Annotated in this window: 27 protein-coding genes; 14 read left to right on the forward strand and 13 right to left on the reverse strand. The window is 40.7% G+C overall.

All coding sequences use genetic code 11. The features are described from left to right. The first annotated feature begins 17 nt into the window (after positions 1 to 17). Genes pdsO through PSPO_RS02705 form a run of 3 tightly spaced genes read left to right on the forward strand, consistent with a single transcriptional unit; the run spans position 18 to position 3,377 of the window. On the forward strand, positions 18 to 743 hold the full coding sequence (gene pdsO, locus PSPO_RS02695) for a sortase-associated OmpA-like protein PdsO (RefSeq protein ID WP_040641359.1): 726 nt from the start codon (positions 18 to 20) through the stop codon (positions 741 to 743). Between the two features lie 13 nt (positions 744 to 756). Beyond that, positions 757 to 2,817: a VIT domain-containing protein gene (locus PSPO_RS02700; protein ID WP_010560977.1), complete on the forward strand. Its 2,061-nt coding sequence runs from the start codon at positions 757 to 759 to the stop codon at positions 2,815 to 2,817. Further along, positions 2,814 to 3,377, forward strand: a complete 564-nt coding sequence (locus tag PSPO_RS02705; RefSeq protein WP_010560976.1) for a sortase domain-containing protein — start codon at positions 2,814 to 2,816, stop codon at positions 3,375 to 3,377. The genes PSPO_RS02700 and PSPO_RS02705 overlap by 4 nt, the downstream gene beginning before the upstream one ends. A 749-nt stretch (positions 3,378 to 4,126) precedes the next feature. Here the strand turns inward: PSPO_RS02705 and PSPO_RS02715 are convergent. Then, entirely contained in the window at positions 4,127 to 5,224 is a 1,098-nt protein-coding gene (locus PSPO_RS02715) for a HEPN domain-containing protein (RefSeq protein WP_148665222.1), read from the reverse strand. A 706-nt stretch (positions 5,225 to 5,930) separates the two neighbouring features. Beyond that, positions 5,931 to 6,848, reverse strand: coding sequence for a DMT family transporter (locus PSPO_RS02720; RefSeq protein WP_010560973.1), 918 nt, complete (start codon positions 6,846 to 6,848; stop codon positions 5,931 to 5,933). A gap of 250 nt (positions 6,849 to 7,098) precedes the next feature. Between PSPO_RS02720 and proB the strand changes: the two genes are divergently transcribed. The 5 genes from proB (at position 7,099) to PSPO_RS02745 (ending at position 10,686) form a co-directional block, all read left to right on the forward strand. Continuing rightward, on the forward strand, positions 7,099 to 8,220 hold the full coding sequence (proB, locus tag PSPO_RS02725; protein ID WP_010560972.1) for a glutamate 5-kinase: 1,122 nt from the start codon (positions 7,099 to 7,101) through the stop codon (positions 8,218 to 8,220). Further along, on the forward strand, positions 8,217 to 9,452 hold the full coding sequence (locus tag PSPO_RS02730; RefSeq protein ID WP_010560971.1) for a glutamate-5-semialdehyde dehydrogenase: 1,236 nt from the start codon (positions 8,217 to 8,219) through the stop codon (positions 9,450 to 9,452). Before proB ends, PSPO_RS02730 begins: the two co-directional genes overlap by 4 nt. Further along, positions 9,430 to 9,750: a methyltransferase family protein gene (locus PSPO_RS02735; RefSeq protein ID WP_233430446.1), complete on the forward strand. Its 321-nt coding sequence runs from the start codon at positions 9,430 to 9,432 to the stop codon at positions 9,748 to 9,750. The genes PSPO_RS02730 and PSPO_RS02735 overlap by 23 nt, the downstream gene beginning before the upstream one ends. A gap of 81 nt (positions 9,751 to 9,831) precedes the next feature. Then, positions 9,832 to 10,203 (forward strand): glutaredoxin family protein, encoded by a 372-nt coding sequence (locus PSPO_RS02740; RefSeq protein WP_010560969.1) that lies wholly within the window; start codon positions 9,832 to 9,834, stop codon positions 10,201 to 10,203. Positions 10,204 to 10,320: 117 nt separating this feature from the next. Next, entirely contained in the window at positions 10,321 to 10,686 is a 366-nt protein-coding gene (locus PSPO_RS02745) for a hypothetical protein (RefSeq protein ID WP_010560968.1), read from the forward strand. A 26-nt stretch (positions 10,687 to 10,712) separates the two neighbouring features. Here PSPO_RS02745 and PSPO_RS02750 read toward each other — a convergent pair whose 3' ends face one another. Both PSPO_RS02750 and maoP read right to left on the reverse strand, forming a co-directional pair. Then, positions 10,713 to 11,678, reverse strand: coding sequence for an ATP-grasp domain-containing protein (locus tag PSPO_RS02750; RefSeq protein ID WP_010560967.1), 966 nt, complete (start codon positions 11,676 to 11,678; stop codon positions 10,713 to 10,715). Continuing rightward, entirely contained in the window at positions 11,678 to 12,022 is a 345-nt protein-coding gene (gene maoP, locus PSPO_RS02755) for a DUF413 domain-containing protein (protein WP_010560966.1), read from the reverse strand. Before maoP ends, PSPO_RS02750 begins: the two co-directional genes overlap by 1 nt. A gap of 106 nt (positions 12,023 to 12,128) precedes the next feature. On the opposite strand from maoP, the gene PSPO_RS02760 reads away from it, so the two are divergent. Then, positions 12,129 to 13,001, forward strand: coding sequence for a LysR family transcriptional regulator (locus tag PSPO_RS02760; RefSeq protein ID WP_010560965.1), 873 nt, complete (start codon positions 12,129 to 12,131; stop codon positions 12,999 to 13,001). Here PSPO_RS02760 and PSPO_RS02765 read toward each other — a convergent pair. Then, the gene (locus PSPO_RS02765) at positions 12,998 to 13,417 is read right to left on the reverse strand and encodes a GNAT family N-acetyltransferase (protein ID WP_010560964.1); all 420 of its coding nucleotides are present in this window, start codon (positions 13,415 to 13,417) and stop codon (positions 12,998 to 13,000) included. The two genes, PSPO_RS02760 and PSPO_RS02765, sit on opposite strands and share 4 nt — an antisense overlap. Before the next feature lie 12 nt (positions 13,418 to 13,429). Then, positions 13,430 to 14,035: a LysE family translocator gene (locus PSPO_RS02770; protein ID WP_010560963.1), complete on the reverse strand. Its 606-nt coding sequence runs from the start codon at positions 14,033 to 14,035 to the stop codon at positions 13,430 to 13,432. A 92-nt stretch (positions 14,036 to 14,127) separates the two neighbouring features. Here PSPO_RS02770 and PSPO_RS02775 point away from each other — a divergent pair, with 92 nt between their 5' ends. From PSPO_RS02775 to PSPO_RS02790, 4 genes are all read left to right on the forward strand, one after another. Beyond that, positions 14,128 to 15,510, forward strand: coding sequence for an aminotransferase-like domain-containing protein (locus tag PSPO_RS02775; protein WP_010560962.1), 1,383 nt, complete (start codon positions 14,128 to 14,130; stop codon positions 15,508 to 15,510). Between the two features lie 91 nt (positions 15,511 to 15,601). After that, positions 15,602 to 17,086 carry a glutamate--tRNA ligase gene (gene gltX, locus PSPO_RS02780; RefSeq protein ID WP_010560961.1) on the forward strand — a complete coding sequence of 495 codons (1,485 nt, stop codon included), beginning with the start codon at positions 15,602 to 15,604 and terminating at the stop codon, positions 17,084 to 17,086. A 145-nt stretch (positions 17,087 to 17,231) separates the two neighbouring features. Beyond that, on the forward strand, positions 17,232 to 17,873 hold the full coding sequence (locus PSPO_RS02785) for an outer membrane protein (RefSeq protein ID WP_010560960.1): 642 nt from the start codon (positions 17,232 to 17,234) through the stop codon (positions 17,871 to 17,873). Between the two features lie 88 nt (positions 17,874 to 17,961). Further along, the gene (locus tag PSPO_RS02790) at positions 17,962 to 18,663 is read left to right on the forward strand and encodes a DUF3581 family protein (RefSeq protein WP_010560959.1); all 702 of its coding nucleotides are present in this window, start codon (positions 17,962 to 17,964) and stop codon (positions 18,661 to 18,663) included. Positions 18,664 to 18,695: 32 nt separating this feature from the next. Here the strand turns inward: PSPO_RS02790 and PSPO_RS02795 are convergent, their stop codons facing one another. The 5 genes from PSPO_RS02795 to azu form a co-directional block, all read right to left on the reverse strand. Continuing rightward, the gene (locus tag PSPO_RS02795; RefSeq protein ID WP_010560958.1) at positions 18,696 to 19,214 is read right to left on the reverse strand and encodes a hypothetical protein; all 519 of its coding nucleotides are present in this window, start codon (positions 19,212 to 19,214) and stop codon (positions 18,696 to 18,698) included. After that, a complete protein-coding gene (locus tag PSPO_RS02800; protein WP_010560957.1) occupies positions 19,211 to 20,305 on the reverse strand; it encodes a peptidylprolyl isomerase in 1,095 nt (364 codons plus the stop codon). Before PSPO_RS02800 ends, PSPO_RS02795 begins: the two co-directional genes overlap by 4 nt. Continuing rightward, entirely contained in the window at positions 20,306 to 21,328 is a 1,023-nt protein-coding gene (locus PSPO_RS02805) for a phospholipase C/P1 nuclease family protein (protein ID WP_010560956.1), read from the reverse strand. 215 nt (positions 21,329 to 21,543) lie between these two features. After that, the gene (locus PSPO_RS21780) at positions 21,544 to 21,714 is read right to left on the reverse strand and encodes a hypothetical protein (protein WP_010560955.1); all 171 of its coding nucleotides are present in this window, start codon (positions 21,712 to 21,714) and stop codon (positions 21,544 to 21,546) included. 241 nt (positions 21,715 to 21,955) lie between these two features. Beyond that, positions 21,956 to 22,408 (reverse strand): azurin, encoded by a 453-nt coding sequence (gene azu, locus PSPO_RS02815; protein WP_010560954.1) that lies wholly within the window; start codon positions 22,406 to 22,408, stop codon positions 21,956 to 21,958. 139 nt (positions 22,409 to 22,547) lie between these two features. Between azu and PSPO_RS02820 the strand changes: the two genes are divergently transcribed. Beyond that, entirely contained in the window at positions 22,548 to 23,054 is a 507-nt protein-coding gene (locus PSPO_RS02820) for a DUF3087 domain-containing protein (protein ID WP_010560953.1), read from the forward strand. 77 nt (positions 23,055 to 23,131) lie between these two features. Here PSPO_RS02820 and PSPO_RS02825 read toward each other — a convergent pair whose 3' ends face one another. Continuing rightward, positions 23,132 to 23,524 (reverse strand): MmcQ/YjbR family DNA-binding protein, encoded by a 393-nt coding sequence (locus PSPO_RS02825; RefSeq protein WP_010560952.1) that lies wholly within the window; start codon positions 23,522 to 23,524, stop codon positions 23,132 to 23,134. A gap of 74 nt (positions 23,525 to 23,598) precedes the next feature. Beyond that, positions 23,599 to 24,786: a vWA domain-containing protein gene (locus tag PSPO_RS02830; protein WP_010560951.1), complete on the reverse strand. Its 1,188-nt coding sequence runs from the start codon at positions 24,784 to 24,786 to the stop codon at positions 23,599 to 23,601. Positions 24,787 to 24,790: the final 4 nt, after the last annotated feature.

The raw sequence follows: 24,790 nt of genomic DNA on the forward strand, positions 1-24,790 counted from the left end.
CATTCTTGGAGAATATTATGAAAAAGGCACTTTTAGTTTCAGTTATCGCATTAGCACTTAGCAACCCAGCAATGGCCAAAGAGCAAGACTTTGAAAAAGAACCACTAATTGGCTTTGGCGCTGGCGCAACGGTAGGCGCATTAATTGGCGGCCCGGTTGGCGCGGTAGCTGGCGGTATTGTAGGTATTTTTATCGGTAAGATAGAAGGCGATAAGGTTGATATTAAAGAGCAGCAAGCTGAAATTTCAAAGCAGCAACAAACCATTGTTGCACTACAACATAAAACCTCTGATTACCAAGAGCTAGTTGCCTCAAAACAGCAACTTGAATCACAACTTGAGCACATTGCACAGCAGCGTATCGATAATTTACTAGCAATGTCGGTGCAGTTCCGCTCGGGCTCTTCAGAAATTGAACCACACTTTGCTGAACAATTGATTGAACTTGCTGAAGTGATGAAACAGCAACCAGAAATTTACCTAGACTTAAACGGTTTTGCCGACCAACGCGGTGATGATGAAAACAATTTAGCACTATCAACAAAACGTGCCGACAACGTAGCCGCATTTCTGATTAAACAAGGTGTTGACCATAACCGCTTAAGCACCCATGGCTTTGGTGAAAGCCAAAGTATTGCCAAACAAAATGCAGAAGACAGCTTTGAAAGCAACGTATTTGACCGCCGTGTAACAGTGCATACACGACTTAAAGAGCAATCTCAAACCGCTAACAACCAATACTAGAGAGGGGCTAGTAATGTTACCAAAACACACAACAGGAGGTGAAAAAGAACAACAAGGTAAACGAAAAGGCGCGCATATGCGCCTTTTCATCAACCTTGCCATTCTTTTTGTAGCGTGGCTTGCCTCGGCCATTTTGTTTAGCGCGAAAGTGTCGGCACAAGGGCTTATTTTAACTAATCAGGTGGGGCAGGAAGTTGAGCAAAGCGTGCTTAAATCGACCCACCTTGATATTCAAGTAAAAGGCATGCTGGCGTTTGTTGAATTAAAACAGGTCTATCAAAACCCAGCATTAGAAACGCTAAATGGCAGTTACCAGTTTCCACTGCCTGAAAATAGCGCAGTGTTTGCCATGGAAATGATGCTTGATAACCGCAAAATTATTGGTGAAATTAAAGAAAAACAACAAGCTGAGGTGATTTATAAAAAAGCCCAGCAACAAGGCCATAAAGCCGCATTAGTTAAAAACCAAAGCGCCAATGTATTTAAAACCAAGGTTGCTAATATTGAGCCAGGGCAAGAAGTTGCTGTTAAGCTGAGCTTTCAATTTCCATTAACCTATCAAGATGAAGTGTTTAGCTTGCGCTTACCGACAGTGGTTGCACCGCGCTATTTTAATAATCTTGACCTTGATGAAAATGACCCGATTAGCCATTTTCAAACGCGTTCGCAAAGCAGTTTTCAAAACAACTCATTGATGGCCGAGGAGGCGCCAACTCTCGATTTTTTGCAAAACACTGTGTTAACCAGTTTCAATGCAAACAACAAAATTACTATCAATTTTGATGTGAACTTAGGTTTTGAACTCGATAGCATCACTAGCCCAAGCCATATGTTGTCGGTAGTGCAAACCGGAAATACACAGTATCAACTTATTCCTGCGCCACAAAGCTTAGTGGCAAATCGCGACTTTGATATTAAATTTGTGCCGCTTTTAAATGAGCAAATTACCACGCAAGTGTTCCATGAAAATATTAATGGTGAGTCATTTTACAAAGTGATGATGATGCCGCCTAAATCGGATTTTGTATCGCACAGCTTGCCCCGTGAATTGGTGTTTGTTATTGATACCTCGGGCTCTATGGCGGGCACATCAATGGAACAAGCAAAACAGGCGTTAATTTTAGCGTTGGAAAAACTCGATACAGATGATCTCTTTAATATTGTGGCATTTGATCATGAAGTTGAATTGTTTCAGCGTGGATCCGTCGCGGCAACGTATTCACAGCTGCAAGCGGCTAAACGTTTTGTTGCAGGGTTAGAAGCTGACGGTGGCACCGAAATAAATAGTGCGTTAGCTGCCAGCTTTGATGGACAATTTGATGAAACGCGAGTACGCCAAGTAGTGTTATTAACCGATGGTGCGGTCGCCGATGCCGAATCTGTTAAGGGCTTAGTAAAAAATCGCCGTGCTGACAGTAAACTATTTACCATAGCTATTGGTAGTGCCCCGAATAGTCATTTAATGCGTTTATTAGCCAAGCATGGCAAAGGTGAGACCTTGTTTATTAATAACCTTGAGAACATAGCAAGCGAAGTGTCGCTGTTAAGTGACAAGTTGAGTAACCCAGCACTTCAGAATATTCGCGTGTTAAATGATATGGGCTTACCACTTGCTGAAAGTTTACCGACGGCTGATTTGTATTTTTCGTCGCCGCTGGTGGCTTATTTTAAATTAACACAAGCGGCTCAAGCGGTGCAGATTGCAGGTGATGGTTTACACGGTAAGTTCTTAAAACGGGTTTCGCTTGAAAATGCGATTGCTGCAAAAGGCATCACCCGCGCTTACGCTAAAGAACACATTAACACGCTAGATTTAGTACAAGATAAAGCTGAAATAACTAAGCTTGGTATTCGCCATGGATTATTAACACCATACACTGCCTTTATCGCGGTGGAAGAATACTTTGGTGATGTTGCTAATAAATCATTTGAAGCGCCAAATATGCTGCCGCAAGGTAGTGCGATGCCTCAAACATCAGGCAATAACGACCGTTTGCTTTGGTTAGGTATTTTATTATTAGTCGGCGGTTTTTTATTAGCCATTTGGGGGCAAAAAGAGGACTCAGAAAAATGAAGAGTAGGCGTAAATTGTTACGCCTTTTGGCGCTTTGTATTGCGATGTTAGGTTTAGTCTTAGTGTTTAAATCAAGCTATGTGTATGGCAAAGCGCAACTTGCTCAGTTTTTACTGTGGCAGGCGTGGCAAGAAAATAAAGCGGATGCCAATCGCCAGCAAAAAGCATGGTACTACGCCGATGGTTATCCGGTTGGTGAACTTATTATTGAAAACAGAGGTATTTCGCAAATTGTGCTTAATGAAGCAAGCAACCGTAACCTTGCGTTTGCCCCCGGTATTTGGCATCACCCAAGCAATAACATTTTACTTGCCGCACATAACGACACCCATTTTAGCTTTGTTAAAGAGTTAAAGCTTGGTGAAAAAATTAGCTACCAAGCACAAGGTAAAGGGCAGCAGCACTTTAAAGTAGTAAATAAATTACATGTGGATTACCGTGATTCAAACTGGCTATTAGGACTAGAAGGATATTTAGTGCTGATCACCTGCGAGCGACGCAGTAGTTTGGATTTAGTGCCAGAGGGAAGATTGGTGGTTGTGGCAGAGCCAGTGATTTAGATTTTGCGGCATGCGACACAAAGACAGCGGAAAGCCAAGGTGCAAAATACTGTCCTACTGAACTTGTTTCAGGATCTCAGAGCTCTGACTGGGAAGCTAATTATTAGCTGTAATGCAAATTAGAACGCATATTTGTCGCGCTGGCGACAGCAGCCAAAAGGGGGCTAACGCCGGCCCCCCTTTGGATTCCCCCGACGCCCCAAAATCAAACTGATTCTTCAAACACAATTTAAATGTGAACATAAACGCCATAAATCGGCATCCATGCCTCAGCATGGCTTGCTCAACCGCTTCGCTCCCTGTCTCGCATTATTCATTTAACTTGTATTTTCAGGTTTGATTAAGGGGAGGCAGGAGTGAATCTTGAAAGCTGTTTTTAAGGTTTAACGTGCACGATGCAAGACTTAACCCTAATTTTTACGCCTATTGCAATATAATTAAACAACGTACAAATATATTATGCCAATAGGAACTCCAAAGCCTATTAAATAGATTGTCGCTTGTATCCAGAATGATTCTAAATCACCTTCATTAGGACCATTGAATGGAAATTTACCGAAAGATAACGCTTTAGCAATTAGCCAACCAATCCAATACCATGGCCGTGTTATACATACATCTAGCAAATTAATAAATATTCTAAATACCCATGCTATAGGCTTTAGTATTATCTCGAAAATATCCATATATCCCTAAGGTAAAATAACGCCTAAATCAGGTGCGCCGTAGGCGTTACCTGGATTTACTTGTTAGGTTTCTGGCTCGATGCTGTCTAAATCTGTTATGCCATTGCTAACCATGAACTTTAGAATACAGTAACGAATTATTCTTTCTAATCCAGTGAATGTCGGTGCTTTCTCTAGCACTTTCGCATAATCATTGTCTGTGACAACAGGCCTGTCAAACTGGATATCTTGTAATCTTCCCCTTGGTTTTATCCAATTACCAAAAGGGGCACCAATGTGTACATACTTGCTTCGCAGATCGTAAGCTGAACCGATTCTTTTTTCTATATCGTCACTCTTGAAATGTCCGATCTCGCGTGAAGTTTCAGACTGTATGAAAAATTCATCATCTATCAATGAAGTAAGTGATTTAACGAATTTCTTTTTTATTGATAAAAGTCTCTTTGAAATATGCCTAGTAATTTTATCACCATTTGGCATCTGTGTTCTTATTTCAGCAAGGTAATTTAGCGTAACAGCATCTAAAACATCTTCTTGCTCATAAGAGTAATGACTCGAAATAATTTCACCTGAAGTTATAAGGTGAAGGTATGCAACTTCAGGGTCGGATTCGATTGTTTGTATGGCTTGGCAGTAAAACTTACAAGCTGCAAAGAGTTTAGCCTTAAAATCTGGGTCTATTTCTCGACTCAAGAGCAGTTTATCAACTGCTTTGAAGTGCTCTAAGTTTAATGGAACGCTAAAGCACCTTCTTGCTTTATGAGAATTAAAAGGCAGTTTATGGTTACAGATGTGATTATAAACGGTTAGATCAGGAGTGTTAAAAAAGCCACTTCCTTCAAGAAGGCCATGAGAGTCAAACCGCTTTCCATATAAGACTGATAGCAATGAACAAACTATTTCTCCAATATGTGAATAATCTGGGACTACGACACCGGCTGCCTTTTCATAACCTCCAGTTTGGAAAGCCAAAACGAATGCTGAACGCGAAACAGGATTTTCTTCTTCACGGATGAGTCCATTAGAATTGGAGAAATGCTGCCATGCATGAGATATCAAAAGATCGTCGTTTTCGTAGCAACCAACGAACCTGCTTGTGCTTGAAATCAAGATTTTATGGATTGTTTCATCCGGCATTAACGGATGTCTTTCATTGCTCATAAGAAACTCGATGCATGGGGAAACCTAACAATTTAATATCGACCCATTGGGTCGTTTTTCTACCGAGCCATGGGTTATTTTTATCATTGTACCAGTTCTATCATACTAACTAACTTGTTGCTACAGATATACTTTTAATCATTTTAGAAATTATAAACAGGATAAAAACGACCAAATGGGTCGTTTTCTTGAACATCGGAGAAACACAAAGCAACTGAACATAAAATCAGTGCTGAAAAATAATTTTATAGTGACCGTCGAGGGTTCATTGCTGCCGGATACATAATTAAATTCATAGCTTATTTCCTCGTAGACCCCAGACTATGTAAAAGCCGATTTTGACCAAACCGTTACGCTTTAAAATTCATCCATGAAGCTTGGTTCCATCGGTCATCCATGACCTCACTTCCTCAAACTGCGAAGCGTTGCTTCGGTCTTTCGTCACCCCATTAATCAAACCTGAAAAAGTGGCTTAAATGAATAATGCGAGACAGGGAGCGAAGCGGTCGAGCAAGTCATGCTGAGGCAGGGAAGCCGATTCATGGCGTTTATGTTCATATTTAAGACACGTTGAAGATAAGTTTGATTTTGGGGCGCCGAGGGATTCCAAAGGGAGACCGGCGATAGCCTCCCTTTGGCTGCTGTCGCCAGCGCGACAAATAGCGTATCGAAAATTATTGAACGCTAAGATTGACTCTAAAAATTACTACTTATTAGAAACCTCTACCGGCATGGTATCCATTTGCGGCTCCATATCCTCGTGTGGTTTTGGCTTATGGCGCTGGGCAATAATAACCCCAATAAACACACAGCCAATGGCGAGCCACTGTTGCCATGTCAAGAACTCGTTGAGAAGTAATGACGCCAGTAACAAGGTGAATACAGGGATAAGATTTGAAAATGCAGCGGCAGTTAATACCGATACTTTTGAAATGGCATAGTTATACATGCCGTAGCCACCTAGGGTTACAAATGAGCCTAAGTAGATAATAGCAGCGATGCCTTCTATCGACATTTCAGTTGGTATTTCGACAAAAAACAAAAATGGCGTAAAAAATAAGGTGCCACTAATGCCTTGTAAGGCAATCAAGCTAAGCGGCGAGTAGCGGTGAGCTAAATGTTTTACGCACACTGCATAAATAGCGGCGCATACCATGGCCAAAAACTCTAAAAAGTTACCTAAAATTGGATTGGGTGCGGCGCTGGTATCGGGCGATACAAGGGTAAGCGCAATTCCCCCCACAATACAAAAAACAAACCCGGTGATGATGGATTTAGATAAATATTCTTTCAGCATAAAAAACGCCAAAATCGCTACGATAAGTGGAAAGCAGCTCACAATGACACCCGCTTGGCTCGCCGAAGTGTATTCAAGGGCATAGCCTTCAAACAAAAAGTATAAGCAAGGTTCGGCAAGAGACATACCGAGCAGGTATTTCCAATCACCTTTTTGATAATTAAATTTTTTCACATAGCGCCAAAGCAGCATGCACAGACTAAATGTGGTGAGCATTCGCAGAAAAATTACTACCGCGGGGTGGTATAAATCAATGGCGTACTTTAAGGCAATAAACGAGCTTCCCCACAAAAATGTGGCGATCAGTAAACATAAACTAGCGGGCATAAACACTACTCAAATTTAAGGGGCAGTGAATTTTAACAGGGTAATAAGCACTGTGCGATAAGTGTCGACCAAAGAATAGCAGATTACCAAAGTGCAAAATTTTATGCTGTCATGGATTAGATTTTCTTATTTAAATTTGGTTGATTGGGTTGTTTGCATGATATTTTTTTGTGTGAGACCATTTTACCCTTGTTGATTTTCTCAGCTTTGATATAACAAAGACACTGGCCCGTCGTTTAGGGTATGGGGAATGAGTGAAACAAGTCAAACAATCGTAGTAAAGCTGGGTACAAGTGTATTAACCGGTGGCAGTTTTACCTTAGATAAAGCGCATATGGTTGAATTAGTGCGCCAGTGTACCCAATTAAAAAAGAAAGGGCACAAAATTATTTTGGTTTCGAGCGGTGCGGTTGCCGCGGGAAAAGAGCATTTACATTTAAGTTGCGACTTAAGCAATGTGAACAATAAACAAATGCTTGCAGCCGTTGGCCAAAGCCACTTGATCCATACATGGCAAACCTTATTTAACTTATACGGTATGCATGTGGGGCAAATGTTGTTAACCCGCGCAGACTTAGACGACCGTGAGCGCTATTTAAATGCACGCGATACGCTAAAGGCGCTGATTAAACACGATATTGTGCCGATCATTAATGAAAATGATGCGGTGGCAACACAAGAAATTAAAGTTGGGGATAATGATAATTTATCGGCTTTGGCTGCCATTCTCGCTAAGGCCGATAAATTGTTGTTACTGACGGATCAGCCGGGATTATTTACCGCCGATCCGCGCGCTAACCCAGATGCCAAGTTGATTAACTTGGTCGATAAAATTGACGCTAATTTAAAAGCATTGGCAGGCGGCTCGGGTACGCATTTAGGCACCGGCGGCATGGCAACTAAACTGCAAGCAGCCGATATTGCGTGCCGAGCAGGTGTTGAAGTGATTATTGCCGCAGGCCATAAAGACAATGTCATTGTAGACGCGGCACTAGGCAAAGATGTTGGAACGCGTTTTGTAGCAACAGCGTCAGTGACAGAAAGCCGTAAACAGTGGTTAATGGCAGGGCCGCCAGCAAGCGGTGAGCTAATATTAGATGAAGGCGCTGTTCGCGCAATGAAACACTCAGGATCAAGCTTGTTAGCAAAAGGCTTGAGTGATGTGCTTGGTAAATTCGAACGCGGTGCCATGGTGAAATTATGCGACCAAAATGGGGCGCAAATAGCACGTGGCATTTGTCGTTATTCATCAAGCGATCTGGCCCAGATAAAAGGGCAACATTCCGAGCAAATCAATCAATTGCTCGGTTACGACTACGGGGCGGTGGTGATTCACCGCGATGATTTAGTACTTTTTGGAGGATTAACGTGATTACGCAATTAGCACAGCAGGCAAAGTTAGCAAGTTTTGATCTCGCTGTGGCGACAACAGCACAGAAAAATACAGCATTAGAAAATATTCGTTCCATCATTTTAGAAAATGCCGAACAAATCGAGCAAGTAAACCAACGCGATATTAACGCAGGTAAAGAAAATGGCTTAACCGAAGCCTTGCTTGATCGTTTGTTATTAAATAAAGAACGCATTTTAGGCATTGCCGATGATATTCAAAGTTTAATCGCAATGGATGACCCTGTTGGCGGTGAATATGATGGAAAAGCGCTTGAAAATGGCCTGCGCTTAAAAAAACAAATTGTGCCATTAGGTGTGGTAGGCGTTATTTATGAAGCGCGCCCCAATGTTACTTTAGATATCGCCTGTTTATGTTTAAAAACCGGTAACGCCAGTATTTTACGCGGCGGTAAAGAAACACTTAATACTAACACTTACTTAGTTGAATTAATTGGTAAAGCGCTTATTGATGCCGGCATTAATAAAGATGCAGTGCAATTAATTACCAACCCAGATCGCGTTTTAGTGCTTGAGCTTTTAAAGCAAGATAAGTACATCGATATGATTATTCCGCGCGGTGGCGATACGTTGCAAAAGGTTTGCGTGGAAAACAGCACAATACCGGTGATCACTGGCGGTATTGGTATTTGTCATTTATATGTTGATGCTTCTGCTGATTTGCAAAAAGCGTTGGATGTTATTGAAAACGCTAAGGTACAGCGCCCAAGTGTGTGTAATGCGCTTGATACTGTGCTTATGGATGAATCAATTGCAAAGCAGTTAGTGCCATTATTAGCACAACGTTTAGAGCAAGTGACACTTAAAGGCTGCGAACGAGCAGCTGCGCTTAGTGAGCGTGTTAGCCGAATTGCTGATGGTGAGTACAGCAAAGAATGGTTAAGCCTAACGCTTGGCATAAAAGTAGTGGATGATATTAACCAAGCGATAATACATATTCGTGAGCATTCATCAGGTCACTCAGATGGTATTTTGTCTGAGAGTTTAAGCAACACCAATAAGTTTGTTGCAGCGGTAAATTCTGCGGCGGTATATGTAAATGCGAGCACGCGCTTTACTGATGGCTCGCAGTTTGGTTTAGGTGCTGAAGTTGCGGTATCAACACAAAAACTGCATGCCCGTGGGCCGATGGGTTTAGAGGCACTAACCACCTATAAATGGGTAGGTGAAGGTGATTACCTTATTCGCCAATAAGCTAAATAATAAAATCCCACCCCCTGTGGTGGGATTATTTTGTATGGTGGGTATGTATTTAGTGTCGGATGCTGAATTTACATTTGAGATTATTCGCACAGTTAATTTTAAACTGTTTGTGCTTGCCGTTTTGCTTGGGGTAGCGATTTTACTTGGCAGTTGGTTAAGTTTGTTAGGTGTTGTGGCATTTATGCTGTTTATTGAGCGCTTTCAAATTAAACCAGAAGAAGCCGCGTTAACCGAGCGCTTTGGTGAGCAGTTTACCCAGTATAAAAAACACGTTCGCCGTTGGTTATAAGTAAGACTCCCCTTACTTCGGACTAACCTTTATTCGTTCCAACATTTACAGTAGAATGCCGCCAAATTGATTGGAGGTTGTATGAAGTTTGTTCGTTGGCTATTAGGCCGCATTATTTTATTTTTTGATTTTATTACAACACCACGAGGTGTTAAGCGCGATGCACAGCTGCAAGCTGAAATTGATGCAAAAACCCAAAACCTAAGCTTATATCAATTCAAAGCGTGCCCGTTTTGCGTAAAAGTACGCCGCGCAATGAAGCGCAACAGCTTAAACATTGAATTACGCGATGCAAAAGCTGAAGGTATTCACCGTGAAACACTTGCGGCAGAGGGCGGTAAAGTAAAAGTGCCGTGCTTACGTATTGAGCAAGACGACAAAGTAACATGGCTTTATGAGTCTAACGATATTATTGCCTTTTTAGAAAATGAAGTAGCCAAGAAAGCTGCTTAATTTTCAATAAGTAGTAAAGAGTTTTACAAAACGCAGCTTCGGCTGCGTTTTTTGTTTTTTCATGCGTTATATGTAATATGTCACAGTGTTGTTTTGCTTTTTGTTAAGGAGTGACAAATGAAATGGCTAATATTACTCTTATTTCTTCCACTGAATTTATATGCGAGCCAATGTGGCAAAGACATGGATAAATCCTTAGTAGGTGGTGGATGTGTTTGCCCTATTGGTAAGGATTGGCGCTACGGCCAGTGTGTCAGCTATGGCTTGCCCGAATTTGCCATTGATAATGGCAAAGGCGGGTGGCAATGCATTGAAGGCTATGTTCAAAAAGGTAAACGCTGTGAAAAGTACATTGTGCCGGTAGCGGATAGTAAACTTGTGAAAGTAGCAGTACACGATTGTGATGGCGCAACAACGGGTAAATGCAAATTACCTAAACAAATTCAAAGCTACTTATTAAAGAAACAAAAAACGCAGCTCTAGGCTGCGTTTTTTGTTAAAGCGATTAATTAGCTTTTTTCTTCCAATTGCTTTGCAACTGGCTTGGTTACCTTTTTAGCGGAGGCTTTATCAAAAATACCTAAGCGAATGCGAATAAAGTGAAAGATTTCACGCGGTACGTCAATATCGACTGCGTTTTCTAATCCCTCAAAGCCAGGCGATGAATTCGCTTCGCAAATTTTAAAGTGTTCTTGATCAAATAATAAATCGATACCGGCAACATCTAAGCCTAATACATTAGCTGTTTGCGTTGCTAGCCACTCTATCTCTGGGGTGATTGGATAAAGTTTGCCCACGCCGCCGGCACTTACATTAGCTTTAAAGTTTTCGCCATTTGAATTTCGTTCCATACAGGCAATTGCGCGACCACCTATGGTAAATACACGTAAATCTCGACCATGGCTGGCTTTTACAAACTGCTGAAGAATAATGTTGGCTTTTGGACTTGTAGCTTCAATTAGCTGCATTAAGTCATCAAATTCTCCTGGGGATTTTGATAAAAATACCCCGCTGCCTTGTGAACCCGAAAGGGTTTTAACTACCACAGGAAAGCCAATTTGTTTTTCAACTAGCGCCACATTTACCGGGAACTTAACTAGCATGGTATCGGGGGTTGGTAAGTTTTTCTCAGCTAAAATTTGTTGAGCAAATAATTTGTCTTTTACAACTTCAATAGAATGCGAGCTGTTTACGCAATACACACCTAGTCGCTCTAAGTGACGAACAACAGCAAGGGTAAAGTACGTTGTACCAGCACCCATACGCGGCATTACAAAGTCAGGCAGCTTCTGACGCTCACCATCGATTAATATACTTTTTTCATCATCACGGGTAACCGTAAGATCAAACTGATCCGGTGAAAATACCTGTAACTCAATATTCTCTTCATTTGCGACTTCAACTAAGCGATTAACCTCATATGCTTCTTGTCGTAGTAGTAAGTCATTGTGTTTGTAAATTATCCAACCACGCATTAGTAATTACCTTCTAATTCATTAAATGCGCTGTCAACATTGGCTTTAACTGAACTACTTAGCGTTTGAAATCGTTTGCTTTGAGTAGCCGATTTATACTTGTGCCACAAACTCTCTAATCGAGTTTCGGGGTCTCGTTTTGTAACGCACATAGCCACAAAATTCTCTTCAGTGTGATTTTGTGGCTCTGCTAGTTGATGTTCTAATTGAAATAATCGCTTACCGATGGCTGTTAACAACTCTGCTTCTTGAATTGTAAAGTGGCCGCTACGGTTAAATCCTTGTGGAAAATTCAGGTCATCATAGAAATTGCTTGTTTTTACAAAACCATGTAATAAGTCCATATGAGATACTCATGTTGACAACTTTGCCCATTTTGGCGGAGTATGCGTGAATTGTGTTTACTAAGTACAACAATAAAAATTTATCGTCACGATAAGAGATGCTGCTTTGGATATCGAATTAGTTAAAACCTTTATAGAAGTAAAAAATTGTCGCCATTTTGGTAAGGCGGCTGAAAATTTATATTTAACGCAAGCTGCTGTAAGTTCGAGAATTCGCCAGCTTGAGCAGTATTTTGGCGTAGAGCTATTTATTCGCAACCGTAATAATATTCAGCTTACGCCTGCGGGCGAACGATTTGTTTCGCATGCCGAAGTGATGATGCAAACATTGCGTATGGCTAAACAGGATGTGGCACTAACCCAAGAGCAAGTGACACAAATCTCTATCGCCGGTACGCCGAATACCTGGGATACCTACATTCATGATGCGATTTCAAAAATATACGCAACGCAACCCGATGTGAGCTTGGTAGCTGAAATTTTAGCGCGAGAGCAGATCACGCGACAATTGTTAGAGCGCTCACTAGATATCGCAATTATTTTTGATCCGCCCAAAGCGGAAGAGCTTAAAATTGAATTACTGCATACTTTTGCATTAATCCCGGTATCAACTTCAAGCGAACCAATTGCTAGCCCAAGTGACGTAACCCGTTATATTCGTGTTGATTGGGGCACTAATTTTACTGCATGGCATGGTAAAGAGCTTAAAGGCATGGCAACACCATTAATGCGAACCAGTACAGCACGTATCGCTCTTGATTTAATGTTGCAGTGTGGTGGTACGGCATATTTGCCCGATGTATTAGTAGAGCCTTTTATTGAGCAAGGGTCGTTACATCGATTAGATGCATTACCTGAGTTTAAACGTGATGTGTATATTGCGTACCATAAAGAGAATGAGCATGCGCAAAAACTACATGCTATTCGCCGTATGTTAGGTAAAGAAGAACCAGAAGCCCCTACTATTATTGTGCCTTAATCTTGATAAATATTGGGTAAATAGATTTCCATATTTGCGTCTGGGAATTTAGGCGCTTTAAAGCCAAATTGTTGATAAAGCCCATGCGCATCTTTAGTGGCAAGGGTGAAACGCCTTAAACCTTGTAACTTAGGATGCTCGACAACGGCTTTTATGAGAGTTTTACCAACACTTGCTCCGCGGTATTCGGGTAACACAAAGACATCGAGTAAATTAGCGAATGTGGCATAGTCACTGACTACCCGTGCAAATGCGAGCAATTCGCCGTCTTCATTTTTTATAACAAAGCATAATGAGTTGCTTAACGCCGTTTTTAATGTGTGTTTTGGAATATTTAAACACCAGTATGCATGAAGCGATAAAAACTGATGAATATGTTCAAAATCATGGTCATCAATTATGTGGCACACCTTCATATTGTTTACTCCTTAATAAAAGATAAGTGGTAATGTCAGTAGTAACAGAGTCGCCATAACTAAATTAAAACGTTTTAGCTTTTGTGGATTTTGTAGAAACCCCTTTAGGTATCGACCAACACCAACCCAAAAAAACGAGCAGGGCAAGGTTGCCAAGTTAAACACGATTACGCCTAGCAAAGCTGACGGCCAGTACTGTTCATTGGGTAAGGTAAGTGCGGTTACTAAAGTGAGTAACATTGCCCATGATTTAGGGTTCACCAATTGAAATAGCGCTGCTTGGCTAAAGGTCATAGGGGAGGCGCTACTGTTACTGCTATTTGGCTTACCGCGAGCAATCTTAATGGCTAAATAAATAATGTAGCTGGCAGCAAACGCACTTAATACTTGATGCAACATTGGATACTGTTCAAACAGCTTGCCAAGGCCAAGCAACATAGCTAAATGCATACACGTCATGCCGATACGAATGCCCACAATATGTGGCAGTGTTTTACGAAAACCAAAATTCGCCCCTGAATAGGCGAGCAGAATATTATTTGGCCCCGGTGTGAGTGTTGCGCTTATGCTAAATAATATAAGTGCAGGCAATAATGACAATACTGCGCTGGTTTCCATTTTGATCCTCCAATTGTATCAATACAATTTCATGTTTATTTATATTGTTAGCAATGGCATATTGTTTAAAAAGGATCAATTTAAATATTGTTATGAATACAATTTGGTTGCCAGATGTGACGGAGTATCAAGAGCTCTGTAAATTAAATTCAAAATATCAATCGCTTGCAGATTTAATTGAGCGTGTCGCTCAATCTGGGGTAATTTCTGCTGAGCAAAAATTGCCAGCGCAACGAATTTTGGCCGATCACCTTGGTGTGACTCATGGCACGGTTACGCGCGCCTATGATTTACTCGTTAAACGCGGCATTGCGACAGCAAAACTTGGGGCAGGCACGTTTATAAAAGCGCAGTCAGTTCATCTGGATGAATTAGACGATACCGATTTTTCATCGAGCATGATGCCGCTTATGGGGCAGCAAAATGTATTGGCCGAGCAAATGCGCAAGTTAGCAAATAACGAATCTGCGCTGACAGATATTTTGCGCTACAAACTCAATGGCAGCGATGAACTACAAAGTACGTTTAAAGCTTGGTTAAACGATAAAGGATTGCAAATTGGCAAGCAGGAGCTGATTTTTTGCCAAGGTGCTCAGCAAGCGATTTACAGTGTGCTTGCTGCATTGTGCCAAGCGGGTGATACGGTGCTTCATGAGGAAATGTGTTATCCGGGATTTTATCAAGCATGTGATTCACTCGGTTTAAATACTAAACCGATTGCTCTTACGCCCGCAGGTATCGATTTAAATGCCCTTGAGGCTTATTGTAAGTCGCATAAGATAAAAGCGATTTACATAACGCCAAACTGCCAAAACCCCACCAATATTCGCTATGACCAAGCAACGCTAGATGGACTGCTTGCACTTAGCCAGCGTTATAACTTTTTTATTCTTGAAGATGATGTGAACTACTGTTTGCCTGAAAACTGGCGTTTACCGCTTTGGCAAACTGCCAACGACAGGGTGTTTTATATTGGTAGCTTTTCAAAATACTTTGCTGGTGGCTTGCGTGCTGGTTACTTAATTGCGCCATTTTTGTGGCAACAAGCCGTGCTTAAGCAAATTCATAGTCAGTGTTGGTCGGTCTCGATGATGAATTTTGAGTTGTTAGCACTTGCATTACACGATGATGAATTTAAACGTAACCAATCGCAGCTCGCAGAAGAAGTAAGCGCGCGCATCAACTTACTGCGTTCGCTTTTTGAAAAACATGGTTTAGAGGCCATTTTTTCGGGCTTGAATGTGTATTTACCACTGCCGGAGCATATTAATATGTTCTCACTGGCAAATCAATTAAAAGCAAATCGCGTGATTGTGCGAACCGTTGATGTATTCACACGCAATGGCAACGCGAATTGTAACGCACTGAGATTTACTTTGGGCGGCCCCAGCTCTCGACAAGCATTTGGACTAGGCCTTGCTAGGGTTGATCAAGTGCTAAGGCATCGTGATGGTGGAATAGAGGTGGTCATTTAGCTTAAAAAAGTGCGGGAATGACTTCGAAAAATAGCTGTGGTGTGCTATCTTTTCGCCAATTTTATCGCTATCGATTTATAAGAGACATTTGATGACAATTCGTACACGTGTTGCACCGTCACCAACCGGTGATCCGCATTTAGGAACGGCCTATATTGCACTATTTAACTACTGCTTTGCGAAACAGCAAGGTGGTGAATTTGTACTGCGTATTGAAGATACAGACCAAGTGCGTAGCACGCGTGAATCAGAACAAGCGATTATGGACAGCCTTAAGTGGTTAGGCCTTAACTGGGATCACGGTCCTGATGTGGGTGGTGAGTTTGGCCCTTACCGTCAGTCTGAGCGTTCTGATATGTACAAAAAGTTTGCTCACCAATTGGTTGATGAAGGTAAAGCGTTTTACTGTTTTGCTACAGCTGAAGAGCTTGACCAAATGCGTGAAGAGCAAATGACGGAAGGTCTTCGTCCTAAGTATGACGGCCGTGGTTTAAACTTGTCTGAAGACGAAATTAAAGCAAACCTTGAAGCGGGTAAGCCTTACGTTATCCGTATGAAAATTCCTACGGAAGGTTCTTTCAAGTTTAACGATTACCTACGTGGCGAGATTGAAATCCCGTGGGAAAACGTAGACATGCAGGTGCTTTTAAAAGCGGATGGTTTCCCAACCTATTTCTTAGCGAATGTGGTCGATGATCACCATATGGAAATTAGCCATATTTTCCGTGGTGAAGAATGGATTAACTCGGCGCCTAAGCTATTAAAACTTTATGAAGATTTTGGCTGGCAGCCGCCGGTATTGGGTCACTTACCACTACTGCGTAACCCTGATAAGTCAAAATTATCTAAGCGTAAAAACCCAACATCGATTAATTACTATAAAGAGATGGGCTTTTTACCAGAAGCATTGCTTAACTACCTTGGCCGTATGGGTTGGTCAATGCCAGATGAGCGTGAAAAGTTCACGCTTGATGAAATGATTGAACACTTTGATATGAAGCGTGTATCACTAGGTGGACCAATTTTCGATATCGACAAGCTTAACTGGTTAAACGGTTTATGGATCCGCGAAAACTTATCTGACGAAGAGTTAATGGCGCGTTTCTTTGACTGGAAATTTAACCCTGAGTTACTTGCTAAAGTATTACCACAGGCAAAAACACGTATTAATACGTTATCAGATTTAGTCGATTTAGCAGGCCACTTTGTTGCGGGTACACCACAATATGACCCTGCATTATTAACTGCTGGCAAAGTAGAAGAAGATGTGGTGCGTGAAGCATTACAAATTTTCATCTGGGAATTAGAAGCACTACGTACTTGGGAAAAATCAGAGATTTTTGCCATTGCAAAAGCGGTTGCAACGTACTTTGAGCTTAAGATTAAAGACTTCTTAGAGCCAATTTTTGTTGCTATCACAGGTAAAACATCGTCTACATCGGTTGTTGATGCAATGGAGATTCTTGGTTCAGATATGTCGCGAGCACGTTTACGCGTAGCGTTAAACCATATTGGTGTTTCTAAGAAGCAGGCGAAGAAGCTAGAAAAAGCCTATAAGGCGTACCAAGCGCAATAATAATTACGTTTTAATTTATTGTTTATAAAAGCCAGCATTATGCTGGCTTTTTACATTTTATTACCATTAATTTATGGGCGTTTTTCACAAATTAGGTACGATATATCCGTTTTTAATTTTTCATTCAAATACAAAAGGATATGTTATGAAATCGGTTTCTTTTCTGATTTTTATAGTAACGCTTTTAATTCCCGCTACAGCAATGGCAAAAAACCAAAAGCAAGGTCAATATTTTATCAACTTTGGGGCTGCTTCAAATTATTACAATTACAACAGTAAGGATGCGCGCGACGAGCTAGACCAAAACCTGCAAGATTTATTGGATGATTATGATTTAAATGGTGATGATTCTGACATTGTTAACGCAAGTGTTGGCTTAGGTTATTATGTGACAAACGATTTAGCAGTGCGCGCCAACTATACCTATGGCATTGAACTTGATTGGTTAGACCTCTGTTTTTTTGATTGTAAGAATAATGTGTATCATGACAGCGATGCGAGTATTTTAACCTTAGATGGTATTTATCATTTTTATCATATTAATGATAAGTTATCGTTTTACGGTATCGCTGGTCTTGCAGTAACGCGTGTCTCTACTAAATTAACTTACCATCGCTCGCAGCAGCAAGAGCCGATTGCACGCGAAAACTCAACCAATTTTGGGGCAAATTTAGGCTTAGGTTTACAGTATGATTTCGCCCGCAACTGGGGTTTAAAAGCCGGTTATAGTCACCACACTTTCTTATCTATGGATAAGTATTATTTAAATTTAGAATGGCGCTTTTAGCAATCGTGATTGCCTTTCAACAGGTATGACCAATTATTCAGAAAAACGCTGATAAAATGCGCGGCCAAGTTAAAATTGAGGTTATTTTATGTTATCTGGTTTCTATCAAGAGTCTGAAGGAAAAGTATCGTTCAGCCGTGATCAGGCTAGCCGTTTTGCAAAACTGATTGCTGACGATTACAACCCGCTTCATGATATTGATGCAAAGCGTTTTTGTGTACCAGGTGATTTACTTTTCTCAATGGTGTTAAACAAATACGGTGTAAGTGAAAAAATGCACTTTACTTTTGCTGGCATGGTAGACGAAAAAGTATCGCTTACTTTTCCAAATGCCGACAGTGAAATTGCGTTAACACAAGATGATAAAGTGTACTTATCGGTAAATCGTGAAGGTGAGACATCAACGTGTGAAGAGCTGACCAATAGTTTAATTAAAAACTATGTGGAATTTTCAGGTAAAGCATTCCCACACGTGATTATTCCGCTGATGGGTGAGCAAGAGGTGATGATTAACCCTGCACGCCCTATGGTGATGTATGAGTCAATGTCGATTGAGTTCTCTAGCCTAGATGTTAAACAGCCGGTATTAGAGTTTGTGACGCCTGAATTTGAGCTAACAGGAAAACGCGGAAAAATCACGCTACCGTTTGTTTTTAAAGATGGCGACAAAGTGATTGGTAAAGGTGAAAAGAATATGCTGGTTTCTGGCATTCGTGAGTATTGCCAAAAAACAGTAGATGACCTTATTAGCTACTACAACCAGCGCAAAATTGATTTAAAACCGGCATAATAGATTAGTTGGTTTGGTAAAAAGGCGAGCATTTAGCTTGCCTTTTTTAGTTCTTCTTCTAATGATTGGGTGAGTTGCTCTAGCGCTTTAATTTTTTCTTTCGCAAATTCAATTTGAGAGGCATCAAGTTGTTGGTTTATGCCGTTTACTAACCAAGAGTTTAACAGTTTTACTTTGTCTTTGGCGGCTTGAATATACGCTGTTTTTAACGCGATTTCTTGTTTATTCTCATACGCTAAGTAAGCCTCGTGATCGTCTAAATCACCGGTAAATCTTGTCTCTATCTTAGTTGGTGATATCGGCGGAATATCCACTTTAACATGCGTTTTTACGGGGCTGATTGGTGTTGTTTTTAATCTGCTGTTAACGGTTAATACTGGTGCTTTTGTTTCGATAGATTGTATTTTTTCTGCGGGTTTTTCACTTGAATGCACGGCTTTTGGGGCATTCATTGGAGTATAAGTATTTGGGCTCATTGGCAAATTGCTAAACCAACCAAGCGCGATAATCAACCCTATGACTATGCTAGCAAATAGTAATTTTAATTTCATAATTGGTCGCCTTTTAGCCATTGATTTTTAGCAGTGGCATACTGCTTTTTAGCCAGTGTTGTTGCAAGTGAGGTTTTCGCCTGATAGACAACGGTTTCACTGTTTTCAGGGTAGTAATCATATTTTTTATCAAATACTTGAATGATCACCCATTGCTCTTTAGGTGTGCGTAAAAGCGTTGGACCTTGTTTTGTTGATAAATTAAATGCAGCTTGATTAACAAAGTTATTGTTAAGCGTTTTACGCTTTATAACGGCTTTTTTACTATTAAGTTGCTGTGACATCGCATTATTTTTGTAGGCGGCTTGTGCAGCTTCTTGCGAGTTAAAGATTAGTGATGCGGCTGTTACTTCTGAACTATAGCGAAATTGCTGTTTATTTTGTTGGTAGTATTTAGCAATTTCAGGTGTTGAAATTTGTTGTTTCAAACTGTCGAGGTATGGGCTTTCATTATGCATACTGGCTTTTACACCAAGGTAGTTAAGCAGAGCTGGCGTGATAGCCTGACTTGTACTGAGTGACTCGAGCACTGGCCAGCGAATATTTGGGTTCTGATGCTGTTGCTTTACGGTTTGGTAATGGGCTTCTACCTTTACGAGTTCAGTTAGTTGCTTAATGTCACCTTGGTGCAGGTTAAAGCGCGCTTGCATGGATGCATCATTATAAGCATCTGCCAATGTATAGCTTGTAGTTAAGGGTTGAGTTAACTTAGCTAAAAGTTGCGTTGTTGCGATGCCATTATGAGGATAGTTACCAAGTAACTGTTTTAGTTTTGTGCTGGTAAGAGCAATGTTTGGCACTGAAACTTGAGTATTTTCGTTACTTAATAAGCTGATCATATAGCGTTTTTTATGATAGTTAGTGCTAAAGCCGACACTTGCAACACGATCTAATAATGTTGGTGCTTTTTGTTTAGCGAGGGCAAGATGAAAGTACAGGGTTTCAAGCCTTTGTTGTGTTTGACTTAGTGTTAACTGCTCACCTTGTTTTACATAAAACTGCTTCATAAAAGCAATTTCTTGGTTATTAAATTGCACATTAGCGTGTGCAAAGCACGCTAAAAGCGTGCTTAATAATACTAAAAACTTCATTTATAGCTGTACCACGGCATGATTAAGTAAATGAACGACCATAGCAATGGCATGTGGGATCACAACTTGCCCGGTATTTACGCGGTCATAGTGATCTTTTGAATTAAGTACTATGCCACCTTGTGAATATGAAAGGGCTCCACCTTGAGTAAGAATAGGGCGAATATCTTGCTGGTTTGCATCAAGTGTTGCGTAGTATTCAAGTGCTTGGCTGACTTTACTAAAATCGTTTAGCTGCTCTTTATCGTAGTAATCTTTTACCCATGATTCCCAACCAGAGTGATTTAAAGCAGACGTTACCCAAGTGTGGTGTGGCTGTAGTAAATCAGTGGTATGAAATACAAATCCTAGGATCTGTGGGTTTTTACTTTCGATAAACTTTTGAAACCAGTACTGACCTAAATGATCAATTGGTTGGAACGGCATTTCTTCAAAGTCATCATACATTTTGTAGTGTGAGTGACCATCGATACGGTAGTTTGCTTCAGTGATTCCGTAGCTATTGTATTTAGTTGAGTCAGAACCAAACCAGCCGGTTTCGCCACCGCGGCCATCGTCCAAGTAATCGCCTTTTAACCAAGTGGCGGCTAAATTATCAATGTCACCCCATACCGTAAGTTTTTGGTAGTTATAACCGCCAAAGTCATTGCCGTGTTGGTCAGGGCCTTGAGTATGGTTTTGAAAGTGCCAGTAGCTAGTGTATTTTACAATGCTCTCAGCTGCGCCCCAAATAGGCGCTTGTACGCAAGACCCTGTGATTGCGCCACAAAAGAATGTATCTTCAAAATCATCAACATCGTAAGCAGCTTGACCAAGTAGGTTAGCCAACTGTGCAACTGACAAGTTAAGTTGAGACGCCCATGCGGACAACTTGGCATATTCAGTAGAGCTTGGGTTTTGTTGCATGTAATTTACTGCATCAATAACAATGCGTTTGTGTGTTTCTTGTGAGAAGGCGTTCGCTTGTTGGCTTGCGCAAGCAATAGCACCAGCAACAAGTAGTGAGATAGCGTTGGTTTTCATGTATACCCTTATTTTTGTTGTTAATAAAGGTACTAAGTTAAGTGTTTAGTTTTACAGCTAATTTACAGTTTAATGAAGTATTTACTCTATATCTTATGTGAGCAGAGCGAAATATTTTTATCTGGTGTAAGCGTTTTAAATGTGAGGTTTATTTAATTGGCTAAGCTAACAAACTTATTAGCAGACATAAAAAAACCGCGAATTTCGCGGTTTTTTTATTTTTGGCTTGTTAGCCAGCTAAGGAATTGGCGTGCGTCGCTTTTGTTTTCGAAATCAACGCGTTGATTGCCTGACTTATCTTCGAAAGTCACCTTGCTTTTGTTGATGGATGCAAAGTCCACAGGCAATGCCACATGGATTTTGGATCCTTGATATAAATAGTCCATTTTCGACTCTCTTATCTAAGTGTTTAGGGTAAACACTGGTTTTACAAGTACAGCCACTGGATCAGGGTGCCTGCGATTTCCATTAACTTAATACAGAGTTATGACGTTTTAATGACGTTAAAGTTCATTATTACACACTGTATTTTCAAAGTGATTCACCAATATAGTGCTTTGTAGATGTTTGAGGTAAGGACATTTGTCCTTAAGGGCGTTTAAAAAACGCCCAGTAGGAATTTTCAGCCTATTTGAACTCTAACTTACCTTTCATAATCGCCCAGTGGCCTGGGAATGAGCAGAAAAATGAATAGTCGCCACCAGCCTTTAATTTGTCGGTCGCAAAAGTGAGTGTGGTTGTTTCGCCGCCACCGATTACTTTGGAATATCCATATACGCGCTCATCGCCTTGTTTTACATATTGGTTATCAATTCCTGCCGACATACCATCTGTTGCAACAGCCTGTATATTTGCTGTGTCTACAACTACAACGTTATGACCCATGGTTTGAGCAGGTAATTTACCAACGTGCTTTAACTCAATGCTAATTTCTTTACAGTCTTTAGAAAAGATCAGTGCTTTTTGGTTGAATTGCATCATATCGTTGGCTTCGAGTGTAGCTTTGCACGAAGCTGATGCATTGGCAGAGAATAGTGCTCCCGCTAACGTAATAAAACCTAACTTAATTAAATATTTCATGTGTTTTCCTATCTAATGCTATTGATAATCGTTTTCATTTTATATTTTAACAACTGACTTGCAAGGTTTTGTTTCAATTAATAAATGGTAAAATGCCTTGTCTTGATACACGTCAGAATAATTTATAGGTTTTACGCGCATGAAATTACAAGAGATCAACAAAGCTCGTTATCGCAATCATTTAAATAAAGTGATTGTTGGCTGCATTGCTGCACTCGTTGTCGGCAGTTTGGGTATTGCACAAGGGCTCATCGCCGTTTTACCGAATGAGCAAGGGGGTCATTTCCACTGGAACCTTGCAGGAGTCGTGATTAGCTGTTTAGTGATTGGTAGCGTGTTAAAAAAATATAAGCATCACGATTTTATGACAGAAGTAACGTATGTTTGGGAGCTAAAAAAGCAGCTAAATTACATTACCCGCAAAATGCGTAGGTTAAAAGCTGCCGTTGAGGAAGGCGATGTTATCGCTATGCAGATAATTAACTACTCATATGCCGGTTCTCGCCAGCTTTGGCAGCTTGATGACAATACTATTACGATGGAAGAGTTGAGTATTTGGCAAGCTGAACTTGATGCAAAAGCCCGTGAAGTGAATGTTATTCTTGATTCGGAAAAATATGATCCGCAAAGCCTTGCAAACTACTGACCGCTTGCTTAAATAAAAAATAAGTGGGGAGTTTTAATTATTTAACTCCCTTTTTATTTTTAAGCAAATACTTAGAGTTACAGGTGAAGTGATATCATTTCTCTATCTGCTTTGGTCATTTTACTAACAACCAATAAAAACGAATTATCTATAAGGCGCTCAATTTCACCTTTTGGCATTGAACCATCAAGAATCACGGTATTCCAAAGCTTTTTATTCATATGATAACCTGGAATAACAGCGTCAAAAATATCGCGTAGCGCAAGTGCTTCATCAGGGTCACATTTTAAATTAATGCAATAGTGACCCGCCATTTTACCATTTGTATCTTTCTCATTACCGTTACCAAGCGATAGGGTCGCAAACATTTTATCTTTGACTTTAAAAACGTCTACGCCTTCTCCAAACGGTTGGCTTACGCTCGTGAAAGGCTTACTCATAAAGTACTCTGTAACCGTGTGCTTATCCATTTTATATGCTTTATTTTATAATTAGGGTTTTATCCTACTAATCAAATTTAGATAAAGTAAAGTCGCAGTAAGCGCTAATTTAAACTTTTAATTGCTTGCCCGATCCCATCTAGCGTAAGGGGAAACATGCGCTTTTCCATTAAGTGCTCAATAATGCCAATTGAAGGGTAGTAGTGCCAATATTGTTTCGGTTGTGGATTAAGCCAAACTACATTACTAAAGTGTTGCGTTATTCTTTCAAGCCATACTCTGCCTGGCTCCTCATTCCAATGTTCAACACTGCCACCGGAGTAATCAATCTCGTAAGGCCCCATTGTTGCATCACCAACAAAAATCACTTTATAGTCGCTCGCAAAGCGGTTGATGATTGTTAAGGTATCCAATACGTCACTGTAACGGCGCTTGTTATCTTGCCATACGTTTTCATATAAGCAGTTATGAAAATAGAAAAACTCTAGGTGTTTAAATTCAGAGTGTGCAGCGCTAAACAGTTGCTCACAGGTGTGAATATAGTCATCCATCGAGCCACCAATATCAAAGAACATAAGTACTTTTACGGCATTGTGGCGCTCAGGTTTCATTTTTACATCGAGCATACCGCCTTGTTTTGCAGTTGCGCTAATCGTGTTATTCAAATCAAGTTCGTCACTTTCACCGCTACGGGCAAACTTTCTGAGCTTTTTTAGCGCGAGCTTCATGGTACGCGAGCTAATATCGGCGTCTTGATCAAGGTTTTTGAACTGGCGTTTATCCCACACTTTTACAGCGCGGCGATGATTGTTGCCATCTTGCCCAATACGTATGCCTTCAGGATTATAACCATAGGCACCAAACGGGGAGGTGCCGCCAGTGCCAACCCACTTATTACCACCGGCATGCCTTTTTTGCTGCTCTTTTAGGCGCTCTGCCAAGGTTTTCATAAGTTTATCAAGGCCACCTAGGGCCTCAATTTTGTCTTTTTCTTCTTGGCTAAGGTGCTTTTCAAATTCCTTTTTTAACCACGCTTCGGGAAGTTGATGTTGGGTTTGCAGCTTAGAGAAAATATCAACAGCCTCAACCCCTTCAAAATATTCAGCAAAAGCGCGATCAAATTTATCAAACTGCGTTTCGTCTTTGACTAGACACAGTTTTGCCAAGTGATAAAAATCGTCGATATTGGCAAATATGACCTGTTTTTTTAATGCATTGATTAAATCCAACAGTTCACGCACGCTCACATTTACGCGGTGTTTTTTTAATGTGGAAAAAAACGCAATCAGCATAAGT

The sequence above is a fragment of the Pseudoalteromonas spongiae UST010723-006 genome (assembly GCF_000238255.3).
GTDB classification, from domain to species: domain Bacteria; phylum Pseudomonadota; class Gammaproteobacteria; order Enterobacterales; family Alteromonadaceae; genus Pseudoalteromonas; species Pseudoalteromonas spongiae.